We start from the raw sequence: 14848 nt of genomic DNA on the forward strand, positions 1-14848 counted from the left end.
TTTTTCTGGATTTTTAATCTAGAGTATTTCATAAATCATTTGAGCTGTAACAAGGCGGCAAGTGAAACTAAGCCCTAGGAGCATACACCAGTATGTGACTAGGGTTAGTAAACGTAGCCAACACAGTTACGGCTCAAAGGATGACTGAAATAACCCACATAGGACCTTTCCCGACCATATACCTTCCTATTTGTGTCAATTTCCCTGTAATCGGGTCAATTTCAGAAACTGAAATATGGTCTGATTTTTGCCCACTCGAAATTAAAAAACGCCCTGTCACATCAATATTAAAGCCTCTTGGGTGCGTCTCTGTTGGGTAACGTGCTTCTAATGTTAGCTCGCAACCGTCATCAGAAACCAGATAGTGGCTGAGGTAACTTTCAGAACGTTCACTAACATACAAATGGCGGCCATCTGGCGTAATGTGGATATCTGCAGCCCAGCGCTGACTTTCGTTACCTAATGGGTAATTTGCCAAAGTTTGCATGTTACGATAGCGAGTAAATTTACGATACACGCCTACCGTTGAGTCTAACTCATTCACACAATAAATGACTTTTTCAGTAGGATGGAAAGCCAGATGACGGGGGCCGGATTTCGCAGCTGTGGTAATTTGATCTGCGGTTGCTTCGGTTAAATAACCATTTTCATGTAAATCGAATAAACGGATATGGTCTTCGCCTAAACAAGGAACCCAAAGCTGTTGGTTATCAACATCAACATGGGAAGAATGTGGATTACGCAAGCCTTCAATCACTTGAACAACGCGATCTGGGACGCCTTCTTCATTAATGGTTAACACTGACAAGTTATGTTGATGATATGAAGGAACAAATAGATATTTGCCATTATTATCAAGGGATAAATGAACCGGTGTACCTGGAATTGATGTCTCCGCTTTTAAACGTAGTAACCCTTTCTCTTCAATTTCATAGGTTACGACACGGAAATTCGGGCGCACACCAATATAAAGGTGTTTTTTATCATGGCTTAATACCATAGGTTGCACTTGACCCGGTGTTTTTACCGTTTGCAGAAGAGTAAGCTCCCCAACCTCATTCATCGACCACACGTGAATTTGCTGACTCTCGGGGCTCGCAATATAAACAACCTGATTCATCCTGACTCCTTAATTCATGATAAAAATACAAAACCGCATCTATAATCCACTATATTGGCTTCACTATACTTTATATTATGCAAATTACACTGGGTAAATAGCACTGACGCGGCTGTTACATATCGTACCAAGAACAAATAATAATGATACTAAAACGGTTCAGTTAACGTTATGATGATAAAACATATCAAGTTGACTATTTTTATAGCAATAATTTCTCGTTATTCGTTAAATTCATCATCTCCCTATCTCTACCCCTTTAGTAAGATAGGTAACAACTAAATCACGTGGAGCCGTTTATGTCATACCGCGTTATTGCGCTCGATCTTGATGGAACACTGCTTGATCACCAAAAGAAAATTCTGCCTGAATCTTTAGCAGCCTTACAAGAAGCACGCCGCCAAGGCGTCAAAGTGATCATTGTCACAGGCCGCCATCACGTTGCGATTCATCCGTTTTATCAAACTTTAGATCTCGATACTCCAGCCATTTGTTGTAATGGAACCTACCTATACGACTATTTAGGCAAAAAAGTTCTAAAATCAGATCCTATGACCCTCGATTCTGTCACACAAATGATAGACAAACTGCGTGGAACAGATATTCAGCATTTAATGTATGTTGATAATGCAATGCTCTATAACGCACAAACAGAAGGCATTAAACGTACATTGAATTGGGCCGAATCCTTACCTGTTGCACAGCGTCCAACCATTGAATTTGTTGAAGATTACGCTGATGTGATGCATAACTATGATTCTATTTGGAAATTTGCTGTTAGCTCGCCAAATACGGAGCAACTTCATCAAGTCGTTAGCGAAATTGAAAATGATTTTGGTTTGGACTGTGAATGGTCTTGGATGGATCAGGTTGATGTCGGCCGCAAAGGCAATAGCAAAGGCCAACGCTTAAAAGAATGGGTCGAATCCCAAGGGATGACGATGAATGATGTTGTGGCTTTCGGTGACAATTTTAATGACTTAAGTATGCTGACAACCGCAGGTTTAGGTGTCGCAATGGGCAATGCCGTTGATGAAATCAAGCAACAAGCCAAGCTAGTGACTCGAGTCAATACTGAGCCAGGTATTGCTGAAGTTATCCGTAAATACGTTCTGTAGTCTACTCGCTAATTATCAATTCAAAGGAAAGCCCTGCTTTCCTTTTTTATTTTTATAAAATTTTAATCCTCTAAGTAATTCGTACTACAGCTGAATGTAGCCAACAACGCGGTAGCACGAACTATACGAGAATTTAGAGGTGGCGGGAAAGTGACACCGACTTCACCTGCGCGTAAACTTTACGCCCTTTGCGAATAGAAAGCTCATCCCTTGCCCAGCGAGTGATCCGCGCCCATAAATAATGTTCTTCTCCTAAATCTAGCTTCACATCTACTTGCTCGCCATCTTCAATCCATTCAACCACTTCTGCGGCTAAAATATTACGAATACTGCTCACTTGCGGTTTTTCAAGCACCAAAGAAACATCAGCGGCGTCAATACGTATACGCACATCAACACCTTGTTGGGCTTCAACGCGTGGGATCCACAGTTTTTGGCTACCTACAATCACCGCTGTCATTTCATAATCAGGGTGTTGGCTATGCACCTTTGCACTTACCACACTGCTTAACGTTTCTTGCTGTAACCAAGGGCGCAAAGCACTGCTTGCCCAAACATCTTCCAAAGCGCCAAAAGCTTTAACTTTTCCTTGCGCCATGACAATCACTTTGTCAGCCAGACGCAAAATTTCATCCAAACTATGGCTAACATATAAAATGGGAATTTTAACGTCTTGAGAAAGCTTTTCTAAATACGGCAGCAATTCACGCTTTCTGGGTAAATCCAAAGAGGCTAATGGCTCATCCATCAGGAGAATTTCAGGGGCTGTTAATAGCGCCCGTCCGATAGCGACACGTTGTTTTTCACCACCAGAAAGAGTTATAGGGTAGCGATTGAGTAATTTTTCAATCCCTAATAATTCAACAATATCATCGAAGCGATCTTTCATTACGGGTGACATGCCATAACGCAAATTGCTTTTCACCCGATAATGGGGAAATAGCCGTGCATCTTGAAATACATAACCGATATGGCGTTGTTCAGGTGGTAAGCAAATACCTTTTTCCATATCCACCAATGTGCGGCCATTTAATACAACACGCCCTGTATTAGGTTTAGTTAACCCACCTATCACATTGATAAGCGAGGTTTTACCAGCGCCTGAAAGCCCAAAAACGGCAGTAATACTTTCCGTTGGCAATTGCGTTGTGACTTCAAGCTGTAAGTCCCCTAGTTTTTGAGAAAAGTCGAGTTCTAACATGCTAAGCCACCCCCAAACGCTTTTTACCCCAACGGGTGAGCCACTCTGAAATCAGTAATGAAATCAAGGCTAAAATAATCGCAATCACACATAATCGCGCAGCGTCTACTTCCGCCCCTGGCGTTTCAATTAAGGTGTACATCGCTAATGGGATGGTTTGTGTTTCACCTGGTATATTCGAAACAAAAGTAATTGTGGCGCCAAATTCACCAAGTGAACGTGCAAATGCTAATACTGTTCCGACAATAATACCGGGAAGAGAAAGCGGAATGGTGATCGTGAAAAAGACACGTAGCGGTGTTGCGCCTAATGTCCTCGCGGCTAATTCCAATTTTTGGTCAACCGCTTCAAGCGCCAAACGGATCGCACGCACCATCAGTGGAAACGCAACCACAGCAGACGCAAGCGCAGCCCCCCGCCAACTAAAGGTAAAACTAAAGCCAAACCAGTTATATAACCATTCACCGATAAAACCGCGTTTACCCATACTGATCAATAATAAATACCCCACTACCACTGGCGGCAATACCAGTGGTAGATGAATAATACTATCGAGCAGTGTTTTTCCAGGAAAATTACAGCGAACCAATACCCATGCCATTAAAATACCTAACGGTAAACTGAAAATTACAGCCACACTGGATACTTTTAGACTTAGATAAATCGCTTCCCATTCATAAGGACTTAACATCTGCAAAAAAATACTCTCTTAACATTTATTTAGTACGAGGTTCAAAACCATAACGTTTGAATACTTCTGAAGCCGCTGGGGTTTTCAAGTATTCATAATAATCACGGGTTGCTTTGTTATCTTGATCTTTAACAATTGCCATTGGGTATTCAACAGGTTTATGGGTATCTGCAGGGAAGACACCTACCACTTTGACTTTTTGGCTAGCGACAGCATCAGAGCCATATACAATACCTAAAGGCGCTTCTTGGCGCTCAACCAATGCCATACCACTACGCACGTTATTTGTACGTGCTAACAGCGGGTCAACTGTTTCCCATGCACCTAAGTTGCTTAATGCTTCTTTGGCATAAATACCAACAGGGACATGGTCAGGGTCACCAACGGCTAAACGACCACCATCTAACAGTTTTTTCCAATCAGTTTGTTTATTAATTTCAACTTTATCAATTTTGGCATCTTTCGGTGCAATTAACACCAATTCATTACCTAATAATGTATAGCGTGTATCTTCTACCATCAATTTTTTATCGATAGCATAATCCATCCATTGCTGGTCAGCCGAAATGAATAAATTAGCGGGGGCACCTTGCTCAATTTGACGAGCCAGCGTTGAAGAAGACGCATAGGATGCAACAACCTCTACTTTAGTGTCTTTCTTATATTGCTCAGAAATTTCATTCAGTGCATTAGTTAGAGAAGCCGCTGCAAAAACCGTAATTTTATCAGCTGCAAAGCTATTGCTAGCCATCGTTAACGTCAATGTTGCGCCAGCGAGAAGTGATACCAAACCTTTTTTCATTTTTATCTACCCTAGTATTAATCGACACGTTATATATAACAGGACACAGCGATAACTTAAAGTCAAACTCGTAATAAAAGTGTGCTGGCGCAAGAAATGATGCAATTTTGTTGCATGTTTTCTCTAAAATCCCACGAACGATGAAAAATTCCTCAGCCGTAAAATCGTTTTTATATAGAGAACAATTTATATCCTTTGTAACTTTATCGGCACAAATCGTACACAATTGAATATTTTATCCAACTTTTGCAGATAGATAAAAACAGAGGAGATAATATGGCTATTCAACCGACAGCGCTTTCTCCAACCCAAGCTCACTATATGAGTGGATTAACCATTGAGCAATTTAATGGGTTATTTGAAAAAAATATTTCCCCTGAAGCTTTAGCTTCTTTAGCAGAATCAGCGGGTAATGGGAACTTAGAGAGTATCGATTTATTACACAATATCGCTCTACGGCAAGACAACGAAGGAAGAAAAGCAGAAAATATCCTATTTGATTTATTTAGTGGAAAGCTGCCTGCAAAGAAAGGTATAGATAAAGAAATACAAGAAACTAGCAAAAAATTATATCAATTACACCTTAATACAAAAATCAAAAAACACCTAAAAGATTCGAAACTAACGACCCCTTCTAAGCTCCTTTATATTGTCGGATCTGCAATAGAAAAAGTTATTGATAAAATTAGTTTAACTAAACTATTGATGAAAAATGAACCCGCGGAATCTACTCTTTGGGATAATAACAGGATGACAACAAGTGATGAGATTGATGCAAGCAATAAAAATAACCCAACTTTGCCATCAAACATGACCATCAATTGCTCAATAGGACTCATGCAAAATGGCTACAACTTATTAGCCGATGTAATTGAACAAAAAATTTTAAATAATAAAACATTAGATAAATGTGAGTTATTTCCTATCAATATCAATGAGAACCATTGGGTCTTAGCTGTGTTCTATCAGCCGGAACATAAGCAAGATATGAAATGTGTCGTCTTTAATTCATACCAAAATGTCAGCCCTGAAATTACTAATGAAATAGCAAAAGCCGCAGAAAAGGCAGGTATCATAGAAAAAGATATAACCTATATTGAAGGGAATATCCAACAACAAGTCCCTAACGGATGTGGATTATTCGTTGTTGAAGCTATTAAGCAACTCACTGAAAATACTCAGCAAGATCCTTATGATACATTAAAAGAATTTCAAGAAAGTTTTATAAAAAAGACAATGGCTGAACAAAAAGAGTTTAATATTCAAAACCGCAGACAGCTATATTCAAATTACCATGATAGCAAATATCCATCATTATAATGCCCACTGCTATATGAAAAACCCCCTGACTGCATTTACAATCAGGGGGTCTATAATCAGTCAGACAAGAAATTTTGTTAAAAATTACTTGTTTTCAGTATTATGATGATGAGGTACGTGTGCTTTAGACAGTAAGTTAAAGAACGCGCCCAAACCGTAGATCAAACCCATGATCAAAAACATAACAACTGGAACCATCATCAGGGCAAAACCCAAACTTTTAATTAGTTCTAACATAGGAAAAAGCCTCTTCAGTGATACTGTACCCACCAGCCTACAAGATACGCTGACGAGGGAAAACTTGACTCTCAGTATATTGAGTATAAATCAAATCAAAATAATAACGCACAATTACGTTATAATGGAGACTATTTTAGACAAAATATTATACTAACGACATACTAAACGTGCTTTTTACGTCTGTCATCACCAGCCACGCCGGAAGGGAGAAATTTATGCAGGCCGAAATTTTACTCACACTGAAGCTACAGGGCAGTTTATTTGCTGATCCTCGCCGTATCGCGCTACTAAAACAAATTAAAGCGACAGGGTCAATCAGCCAAGGCGCTAAACTCGCAGGGATCAGCTATAAAAGTGCTTGGGATGCCATCAATGAAATGAATCAACTCACTGATGATATCCTTGTTGATAGGGCGACAGGTGGTAAAGGCGGTGGCGGCACAACACTGACTCACTATGGTGAGCGATTACTTCAACTATATGATTTACTGGCGCAAATTCAGCAAAAAGCCTTTGATGTACTCAAAGAAGATAATCTCCCTTTAGACAGCTTATTAGCAGCTATTTCGCGTTTTTCACTGCAAACCAGTGCCCGTAACCAATTTTTTGGGACGTTAATTGCACGCGACCACATGCAAGTTCAGCAACATGTACAAATTCGTTTAGCAGACAACAGAACGGTGATCAACGCCGCACTAACAGAGCAAAGCGCTAACCGTTTAGGGTTAACGGAAGGGAAAGAAGTGCTTGCATTGATTAAAGCACCTTGGGTCAAAATTACTAAACAACCTAACCCAACAGGCTTTGATAACCGCCTTGAAGGCAAAATTACCACTTTAGAGCGGGGTGATGAGAACAGTGAAGTGATTGTGACACTCACAGGCGGTGAAACTTTATGTTCAACTATGCCAAATAGCGAAATTGATGCCCAATCTTTGAAAGTGAATAATAGCGTTATGGCATTATTCAATGCGGACCAAGTGATTGTTGCCACACTTTGCTAATTTGCTAGTTTGCCCTGCTTACTTACAATAAAAGTAAGTAAGCATTCACCTTTTTTCCTTATCATATCGTTCTGTTGTTGACTTTAGCTTCAATCCTGATTATTTGTGATAGATGACTCGGTAAATAATCATGATAAGGAAGCTTGATGGGCGCAATAACAATACAACACGGCAACTTTAAGCTCAGTGAAATTCAGACTTTAGACATTCAGCAACTTAACATCGAAAAAGGGGAAAATTGGGCTTTTATTGGTGCCAACGGTAGTGGTAAATCATCACTCGCTCGAGTACTTTCCAATGAGCTCCCTCCACTTTCTGGTGTCGTAAAAAATACATTCACCTCTCCTGTTCGTCTATCATTTGAACAATTACAAAAAATCATTAATGAAGAGTGGCAGCGCAATAATACAGATATGCTCAGTGATGATGAAGATGACACGGGATATACAGCAGCTGAAATCATTCAATTTAACCATAAAGACAATGAATACTGCCTTGAGCTTGCCGCTCGCTTCGGTATCAGTGACTTGTTGTCTCGTCGGTTTAAGTACCTTTCTACGGGTGAAACTCGCAAAGTACTGTTATGCCAAACATTGATGGGTAATCCTGACTTACTGATCCTTGATGAGCCATTTGATGGCCTAGATGTTTATTCAAGAAGTCAGCTCAGCGAACTACTATCAAGTTTGTCTGAAAAAGGCTTAACTTTAGTGTTAGTGTTGAACCGCTTTGATGAACTCCCTGATTTTATTGAAAACATAGGTGTTGTCGCTGATTGCAAACTAGCAATGGTGGGAAATAGGGAGTCAGTACTTGCTAACACGCTAATAACGCAATTACAGCATAGTGAGAAAATTAAACAGCTTTCTATCCCTGAAACTGAGGCTCCAACCGCAGATGAAAAACTGGATGACACGACACCTCGTATTATTTTGAAAAATGGAACTGTTAGCTACAATGACAAACCGATCTTGCACGGTTTAAATTGGCAGGTAAACCCAAACGAACACTGGCAAATTATCGGTGAAAATGGCGCTGGAAAATCCACCTTATTGAGCTTGATTACAGGAGATCACCCTCAAGGGTATAGTAATGACTTAACCTTATTTGGTCACCGTCGTGGGTCAGGAGAAACCATATGGGATATTAAGCGCCATATTGGTTACGTCAGCAATAGCATTCACCAAGAATACCGTGTCGCAACCAGTGTGCTCAATGTCATTATTTCCGGTTTTCATGATTCTATTGGCCTGTACCAAACCCCCTCTGATCGTCAAATACAATTAGCATATGAATGGCTAGCTCTGTTAGGTTTTTCTACGCAAACAGCTCAACAACCTTTCCACAGTCTTTCGTGGGGGCAGCAGCGCTTAGTCTTGATAGCTCGAGCACTAGTTAAACACCCTGCTATGCTTATTCTAGATGAGCCATTGCAAGGGCTTGATGGCCTTAACAGGTTGTTAGTTCTGCGGTTTATTGATGTAATGCTAAGACAAGGTAACACACAACTCTTATTCGTCAGCCATCATCAAGAAGACGCCCCTGCTTGTATTACACATCGGCTCACTTTTGTCCCTGATAATGGGAAATACCGTTACGATATTGAAAAACTTTAATTTTTGACTTATTTGCCAATAGACACGATGAAACTGTTGGCAAATTAATCTAATGTTTAATAGATGGTAACTAAGTTATACACAAATAACTCTTTGATTTTATTTTATTTATATTTTTTAGGTTATTTTAAATTAGAAAATTCACATAAAATCATTACACTGCGCCTATTCTAATAATTTAGACATCATAATGGATATTTTTTATGGCTTGGTTAATGTTAGCCTCTTCACTTGCAGTACTTGCAACACACCGTTTAATTGCTCTTTTTTTACTCGCTTGCACAATTATTACCGCAGCACTTACACACGTTATTGATTGGCAAGCGGTTCTACTATTGGTTTGTATTACAATAATTGCCATTATTCGTTTGCGTTTCCAACACTATCTATCCGCCAAAATTATTAGTGAAATCATCTTACTAATCTGTACGATTGGGTTATTTATTCACTTATTCCCTGGGTTTAATAACCTGAGATATCTTGATAACGTTACCGTAGGGGAACATAGCGCCCCTTTCACAATGTATTTTAATTTTGATAAAGCACTCGTCCCTTTTATTTTACTCGCCTGCTTACCAACGTTATTTGTCTGTCGGCCAGCCAAGCATGCAACTAAAATTCAATGGGCACTGCTGGTTATTTCTATGCCACTTTTATTGCTGGTCGCAACTGCTGCTGGCGGATTAACCTTTGAATGGCATTTTCCTAGTTGGTTACCTGCTTTTGTGCTCTGTAACTTACTTTTTGTTTCATTAGCTGAAGAAGCGCTATTTCGTGGTTATTTACAGCAACGTCTAACCCTTTGGTTGAGGTCTCCTTACCTCGCACTAGTGATTACCTCACTGTTATTTGGCGCTGTGCATTTTGCAGGTGGACCACTATTAATTCTCTTTGCTACATTAGCGGGTTTGATTTATGGCCTAGCTTGGATGTGGAGTGGTAAATTATGGCTGGCTGTATCGATTCACTTCGGGTTAAATTTGGGACATCTGTTATTTTTTACTTATCCAATTAAGTTGGTTTCTAATTAATGTTAACTAATTAAAAATTCATAATCACTCAAAAATTGGATGATCTTCACCGTAAAAAATCACTAACACGAATAATGTTAGTGATTTTTCATTATTATAGCCATGTTATCTATCGTTAATCTAATGACTAGTTTGATTAACATTCATTGGCTTAATTTCCCCAGACTCAATATTAAGATAAAAATCTCGACTTGGATTTCCTTGTAGGTATTTATCAATTACAGTGAAAATACTGCCAAAGCGTAATTTAAAAATATTCTCAAATGAACTATCCGCGTTAATTTTATCAGTCTCATTTGGTAATGACGATAACAAGGTTCCTGTGAGGAATCGATATTGGTTTAATCTTTCTACAGGTATATCTTGCAACGCAAGCTCGTCTGCATTACGTAAACGATAAAAATCCACAGCAAGGTCAAAACCATTCCATTTTGCAAAATCATTTAACTGATACCCTGTATTTTTAGCAAGAGTAGCAGCTTTATCACTGGCTTTTTTCCATGCATCGGAGTCTTTATTCAAGTAGATTTCGGTGACATTGACAGTTCCCGGGTCTTTAGCGCAAATTTCATGATTTTGACTCAATGGTGCCGTTAATACTTCATTATAAGCTTTCTTAGTATCTAACTGGCTTAAAATAAGCATCTCTTCGCCATTCAAACTAAATAACATTTGACGAATTTCACATGGCCATTCCTCTGGAATAAAACGTAAACGTGTCAGTTCAGTAATATGCCAGTTAGTGAAGTCATAATAATTATTCGCGCTTAAGATATCTTTATTCCAAAGATGCGACGAATTAGTATTTTTGAGGTGATCCCACTCTTGCTGATAGTGCTCAAATAACTCATCAAACCGAGGAACATCTTCTATTACAATGGTTTGTACATCAATTTCATTCGCATTTCTAAAATTCAATATTTTATAAGCAGGAACATATGCAGCCATTGAAGGAGCTTGAATATTAAAAAGTAAGCTGCCATCCGAATACTTACGTACACCTGTATCATTAAAATGCATATGACCGCCAACATGAACACCGATACCTGTTTTTGCCATTGCATGGCTAGTGTCTTCTTTTGGTGCCCTTTCTAACTGAAATTTACCTTTGCCAAAAATGGTTTCAAGGTCATCTGCTGCACCATTATCAAATTCAACCATCGGGAAATGGCTAAACGTGATTAATGTTTTATTTTGCTCTTTCGCGCGCTTTGCAACATCCGCCATCCACTCAACAGTCTGTTGTTTGTGTGTCAACATTTTGTTGTAACCCGCATTCCCCGACCCTGCAAAGTTTTTAGCTGCTTTAGGGTGATTAATATCTGCTTTTTCAGAAGGAACATAGACATTGGCATCAACGGCCATTAACCACAAACCAGGAATAGGCTCAACAAGGTAACTGCTGTCTGCAACATTAAAACAAGGCCCATATCCCTCTTGTTTATATTTACCGCCTGTTCCTTGAGTACAAATTTCATACTGCCTTTGGTTAAAATCACTGGCTTTTAAGGCTGCTTCATAGTTGTAACCTTGAGAACCATAGTTTGAGTATGGTGTTTCCCAATAAATATCTTCTGGTAACGGATTAATACCAAATGATTTCATTGCATCCATCACTCGACCATAACCACTATATACCATCTCTTCAGAGCAAATTGTTGGCAGCTCAGCTCCCGTTTCTATAACGGCAGTCTTTCCTTTATATCCCGTACACTCACTTGCCCCTAAACTAAAGATACGCTGCGTTTTACCATCAGTTCCAAGAAAATCTTCTTTTCCTGCTGGCATATCAAATGGACGGTTCGGATCATGATTCCCTGGTGTAGCAAAGAAACGCATACCATATTTTTGCTCGTACTCTTGCAATACTTTTACTAACCCACGTAAGTGAATAGGCTGGCCGTCATCAGTAAAATCACCAGGTAATGCAATAAGTTTAATACCTTTCTTACCTGCATCATCAAGTGCAGCACGTAGAGCAAAATAGTTTTCATTAAATAAACGCGTAGATGTTAATTGCGCATACATAGAACGAATAACGGCATTTTGACCACTTTTACTATTTTTTAATCCTTCAAATGCATTATCAGCAAACTGCCCATATACATCATGAAAATGGATATCAGGCATAAACGCGACGCGATAATTATAAGGTTGAGCCGTAGGGGCATTTGCCATTGCGACAGTTCCAATGGACATTAATGCAAGGGCAAAACTATATTTTAATTTATTGTTCATATTTGTTCCCTTTAGATAATTAACTATTTCTATCAGAAGTTATATGCAATGCCAACGCGATAACGCCACTGCCATGCATCACGGTAAGTTTGTCCATTTTTGACATATGAACCATCATCATAGGACACATACCCTAATTCAACATAAGGAACCCATGTCTTATTACCAATCCAAGACACATTCAGATTATGTGCATAATCCTTTTCTTTACCTTTATATGCAGGATAATCAGTATCAAATTTATATTCAAAGTCATAACTTAATGAAAAATCTTGCAGCTTATAACCTAAATAAAAATTACTCTGCCAATAATGCTGATTATCTTTTTTAGGCTTATTAGAGTTATCATAATGTCTTACGCCATAACGTAAACGAGTTCCAATATTAAAATCATCCGTTAAATTATAGGCAGCTTTGACACTGAATTTATAAGCCGTATCTTTATCTCCTGAATCTAGAGCAAAAGAAGGTGTTAAAACAAAATCTTTTGTGGCTTTATATTTATAACCAACTTCAACCTCATTTCCTTTTGATGATAGGTTTTCACCAAAACCACCATCTCGACTTCTCCATTTTCCTTCAAGGCTAAAATAAGTTCCATTTTGCATGCTATGGCCAATTTTGACACGGTCTTCATGGCGATGTTCATCCCCTAACCATTCATGACGATAGTCAATATATGTCGCATTCGCTGCTGTGCAAAATAATAATGTAGAGATACCTAGAGTTAAGTTTTTCATAAACTGATTCCTATAATTAATATTTATTTTTTATTTAATCGTTAAAACAATGATTCATTATCTATCTTTTATTTATAGATATACCCCTTATATTTTTAGAAAAAAACCATCCCATCCTTTTAAATAACTTAAAAGAAAATTAATTTATTAAAATTTTAATTTTTTATATTCTTATCTCATAACTCTAATTCCAGCTTCAATAATTCAACAATATCCTCTGATTTTTTAGCATTTAACATTTCATTTCTAAAAGACTCATGCATTAATTTACGTGCGAGAACAGAAAAGATTCGCATATGCTGATTTTCATCTGAATCATTAATTGTTAGCATAATTACTAATTTAACATTAACACTATCTCCCCACGCTAACTCATTCGGTAAACGTAATACAGAAATACTACTGTGTTTAACAAAAGGTGATTTACAGTGCGGTATTGCAATTGAGAAACCTAATGCCGTACTAAAAATCTCTTCTCTTTGCCATATTGCTTGTTCAACTTGTGATCCAGAGTCAGTTCGGTGATTAACTTCTAAATTATCAGTTAATCGTTTAATAACTTCCTCTTTACTTTCCATTCTTTCATCAAGAAAAATTAAAGACGGATCCAATACTGAATAATCATTTTTTGGCGTATTAGCAGAGATAGACAAACGAGATAGTTTATCTTTTTCAAACTTGAACCAATTATCTGCATATGTATCAGGCTCAATAATTAATAAATCGTATTGCGTATCTAATAATAAAACATGAGCAGATTGAATTGATTCAATTATGGAAGATGAAAGACATATTAAAGGAAGAGAGAAAGATTGTGCTAAAATAGCGGTATGTGATGTTTCTGCCCCTGAAGCCATCACAATACCTTGCAAATACTCCCCTCTCAATGCCAATAATTCGCTTGGTGTCAGTAATCCTTGGCAAATAATAATCGAATCTTCTGTTAATTTAGGAAGTTGTATTTTAGATTCGATACCAAGATGCCTTGCTATACGCAATCCCAGATCCTTAATATCTAACTCACGTTGGCGTAAATATTCATTACTACTGCTTCGAAATGGTAAGCTGAGCTCTTCAATTGCCATTGATAACGCAGCAATCGCATTATTTGCCTCTCTTGGTTCAAGTAAGCACGCTTCAATATCCTCATCATCCAATAATTGGCTTTGTGCCTCTAAAATATCAACCGCTGTTTTATCAGCTTGCTGAATATCTAGACTAAATTGTTGACGAGCACTTTGTAACGCACGTTTTAGTATTTCACATTGTTCTGATTGTGAATTTGATGGCTCTAATAATGAAATCTTTTGTAAATCAAAAGATTTCATATAGATAGCCCTACCTTTTGCAATCCCTTGGCTAACACCATAACCCTGAATAATTTGAGATGATGTCCGACTCAGATATATAGGGATCATTCCTTGCTCTGGTTTATCTTTTTTTGGCATTAATCCATCACAATGAATAAATTCTTGCTCAATAAATATCTTTAGTTTTTCATAAGCCAGATTTTCATCATCTCCACTGATTGTAAAATAACATTCATCACCAACAGCGACATCTGCCCCAACAAGAGCCAAAACACTTTTTGCATTGGCTTGGCGTAGTTTGCTTTTATTAAAAAGTAAAATATCTGATTGAAAACAAGCTGTTTTTTGCTCAATTGCACTCGCTGGTCTTGCATGAATACCATTAGGTAACTCACAATAAAATGGAAGTATTTGCAT

13 protein-coding genes are annotated in these 14848 nt (G+C 38.2%); 5 read left to right on the top strand and 8 right to left on the bottom strand.

Annotation, left to right across the window (positions count from 1 at the left end; all coding sequences use genetic code 11):
• Positions 1 to 133: 133 nt before the first annotated feature.
• Positions 134 to 1120, bottom strand: coding sequence for a 6-phosphogluconolactonase (gene pgl, locus P3L40_RS16110; RefSeq protein WP_136135074.1), 987 nt, complete (start codon positions 1118 to 1120; stop codon positions 134 to 136).
• Positions 1121 to 1419: 299 nt separating this feature from the next.
• Here pgl and P3L40_RS16115 point away from each other — a divergent pair, with 299 nt between their 5' ends.
• Positions 1420 to 2238 (top strand): pyridoxal phosphatase, encoded by an 819-nt coding sequence (locus P3L40_RS16115; RefSeq protein ID WP_140170867.1) that lies wholly within the window; start codon positions 1420 to 1422, stop codon positions 2236 to 2238.
• Positions 2239 to 2371: 133 nt separating this feature from the next.
• Here P3L40_RS16115 and modC read toward each other — a convergent pair whose 3' ends face one another.
• The 3 genes from modC to modA are packed head-to-tail and all read right to left on the bottom strand — an operon-like array spanning position 2372 to position 4932.
• Positions 2372 to 3439: a molybdenum ABC transporter ATP-binding protein ModC gene (gene modC / locus P3L40_RS16120; protein WP_181489509.1), complete on the bottom strand. Its 1068-nt coding sequence runs from the start codon at positions 3437 to 3439 to the stop codon at positions 2372 to 2374.
• A 1-nt stretch (position 3440) separates the two neighbouring features.
• Entirely contained in the window at positions 3441 to 4130 is a 690-nt protein-coding gene (gene modB / locus P3L40_RS16125) for a molybdate ABC transporter permease subunit (protein WP_094962413.1), read from the bottom strand.
• Between the two features lie 25 nt (positions 4131 to 4155).
• Positions 4156 to 4932: a molybdate ABC transporter substrate-binding protein gene (modA, locus tag P3L40_RS16130; RefSeq protein WP_096864111.1), complete on the bottom strand. Its 777-nt coding sequence runs from the start codon at positions 4930 to 4932 to the stop codon at positions 4156 to 4158.
• Between the two features lie 276 nt (positions 4933 to 5208).
• Between modA and P3L40_RS16135 the strand changes: the two genes are divergently transcribed.
• Entirely contained in the window at positions 5209 to 6252 is a 1044-nt protein-coding gene (locus P3L40_RS16135; protein ID WP_136135071.1) for an ElaD/SseL family deubiquitinase, read from the top strand.
• Positions 6253 to 6336: 84 nt separating this feature from the next.
• Here P3L40_RS16135 and P3L40_RS16140 read toward each other — a convergent pair whose 3' ends face one another.
• Positions 6337 to 6489, bottom strand: a complete 153-nt coding sequence (locus P3L40_RS16140; RefSeq protein ID WP_004256731.1) for an AcrZ family multidrug efflux pump-associated protein — start codon at positions 6487 to 6489, stop codon at positions 6337 to 6339.
• A 218-nt stretch (positions 6490 to 6707) separates the two neighbouring features.
• Between P3L40_RS16140 and modE the strand changes: the two genes are divergently transcribed.
• The 3 genes from modE (at position 6708) to P3L40_RS16155 (ending at position 10143) form a co-directional block, all read left to right on the top strand.
• On the top strand, positions 6708 to 7496 hold the full coding sequence (modE, locus tag P3L40_RS16145; RefSeq protein WP_096864109.1) for a molybdenum-dependent transcriptional regulator: 789 nt from the start codon (positions 6708 to 6710) through the stop codon (positions 7494 to 7496).
• A gap of 146 nt (positions 7497 to 7642) precedes the next feature.
• Entirely contained in the window at positions 7643 to 9112 is a 1470-nt protein-coding gene (gene modF / locus P3L40_RS16150; protein ID WP_210852911.1) for a molybdate ABC transporter ATP-binding protein ModF, read from the top strand.
• Between the two features lie 203 nt (positions 9113 to 9315).
• Positions 9316 to 10143 (top strand): CPBP family intramembrane glutamic endopeptidase, encoded by an 828-nt coding sequence (locus P3L40_RS16155; RefSeq protein WP_136135069.1) that lies wholly within the window; start codon positions 9316 to 9318, stop codon positions 10141 to 10143.
• Positions 10144 to 10263: 120 nt separating this feature from the next.
• On the opposite strand, the gene P3L40_RS16160 is transcribed toward P3L40_RS16155, so the two are convergent.
• From P3L40_RS16160 to P3L40_RS16170, 3 genes are all read right to left on the bottom strand, one after another.
• Complete coding sequence (locus tag P3L40_RS16160; RefSeq protein ID WP_210852912.1) at positions 10264 to 12381, bottom strand: metallophosphoesterase family protein; 2118 nt, start codon at positions 12379 to 12381, stop codon at positions 10264 to 10266.
• A 32-nt stretch (positions 12382 to 12413) separates the two neighbouring features.
• A complete protein-coding gene (locus P3L40_RS16165; RefSeq protein ID WP_210852913.1) occupies positions 12414 to 13121 on the bottom strand; it encodes an oligogalacturonate-specific porin KdgM family protein in 708 nt (235 codons plus the stop codon).
• A 176-nt stretch (positions 13122 to 13297) separates the two neighbouring features.
• Positions 13298 to 14848 carry a fructose PTS transporter subunit IIA gene (locus P3L40_RS16170; RefSeq protein WP_136135067.1) on the bottom strand — a complete coding sequence of 517 codons (1551 nt, stop codon included), beginning with the start codon at positions 14846 to 14848 and terminating at the stop codon, positions 13298 to 13300.

The organism is Providencia sp. PROV040, from assembly GCF_032706145.1.
Lineage (GTDB): Bacteria > Pseudomonadota > Gammaproteobacteria > Enterobacterales > Enterobacteriaceae > Providencia > Providencia hangzhouensis.

Excerpts from the sequence above, each read along its gene's own strand:
- modA (WP_096864111.1), bottom strand. The coding sequence starts at position 4,932 with ATGAAAAAAGGTTTGGTATCACTTCTCGCTGGCGCAACATTGACGTTA.
- P3L40_RS16135 (WP_136135071.1), top strand. The coding sequence starts at position 5,209 with ATGGCTATTCAACCGACAGCGCTTTCTCCAACCCAAGCTCACTATATG.
- pgl (WP_136135074.1), bottom strand. The coding sequence starts at position 1,120 with ATGAATCAGGTTGTTTATATTGCGAGCCCCGAGAGTCAGCAAATTCAC.
- P3L40_RS16170 (WP_136135067.1), bottom strand. The coding sequence starts at position 14,848 with ATGCAAATACTTCCATTTTATTGTGAGTTACCTAATGGTATTCATGCA.
- P3L40_RS16155 (WP_136135069.1), top strand. The coding sequence starts at position 9,316 with ATGGCTTGGTTAATGTTAGCCTCTTCACTTGCAGTACTTGCAACACAC.
- modC (WP_181489509.1), bottom strand. The coding sequence starts at position 3,439 with ATGTTAGAACTCGACTTTTCTCAAAAACTAGGGGACTTACAGCTTGAA.
- P3L40_RS16115 (WP_140170867.1), top strand. The coding sequence starts at position 1,420 with ATGTCATACCGCGTTATTGCGCTCGATCTTGATGGAACACTGCTTGAT.
- modE (WP_096864109.1), top strand. The coding sequence starts at position 6,708 with ATGCAGGCCGAAATTTTACTCACACTGAAGCTACAGGGCAGTTTATTT.
- P3L40_RS16165 (WP_210852913.1), bottom strand. The coding sequence starts at position 13,121 with ATGAAAAACTTAACTCTAGGTATCTCTACATTATTATTTTGCACAGCA.
- P3L40_RS16160 (WP_210852912.1), bottom strand. The coding sequence starts at position 12,381 with ATGAACAATAAATTAAAATATAGTTTTGCCCTTGCATTAATGTCCATT.
- modB (WP_094962413.1), bottom strand. The coding sequence starts at position 4,130 with ATGTTAAGTCCTTATGAATGGGAAGCGATTTATCTAAGTCTAAAAGTA.
- P3L40_RS16140 (WP_004256731.1), bottom strand. The coding sequence starts at position 6,489 with ATGTTAGAACTAATTAAAAGTTTGGGTTTTGCCCTGATGATGGTTCCA.
- modF (WP_210852911.1), top strand. The coding sequence starts at position 7,643 with ATGGGCGCAATAACAATACAACACGGCAACTTTAAGCTCAGTGAAATT.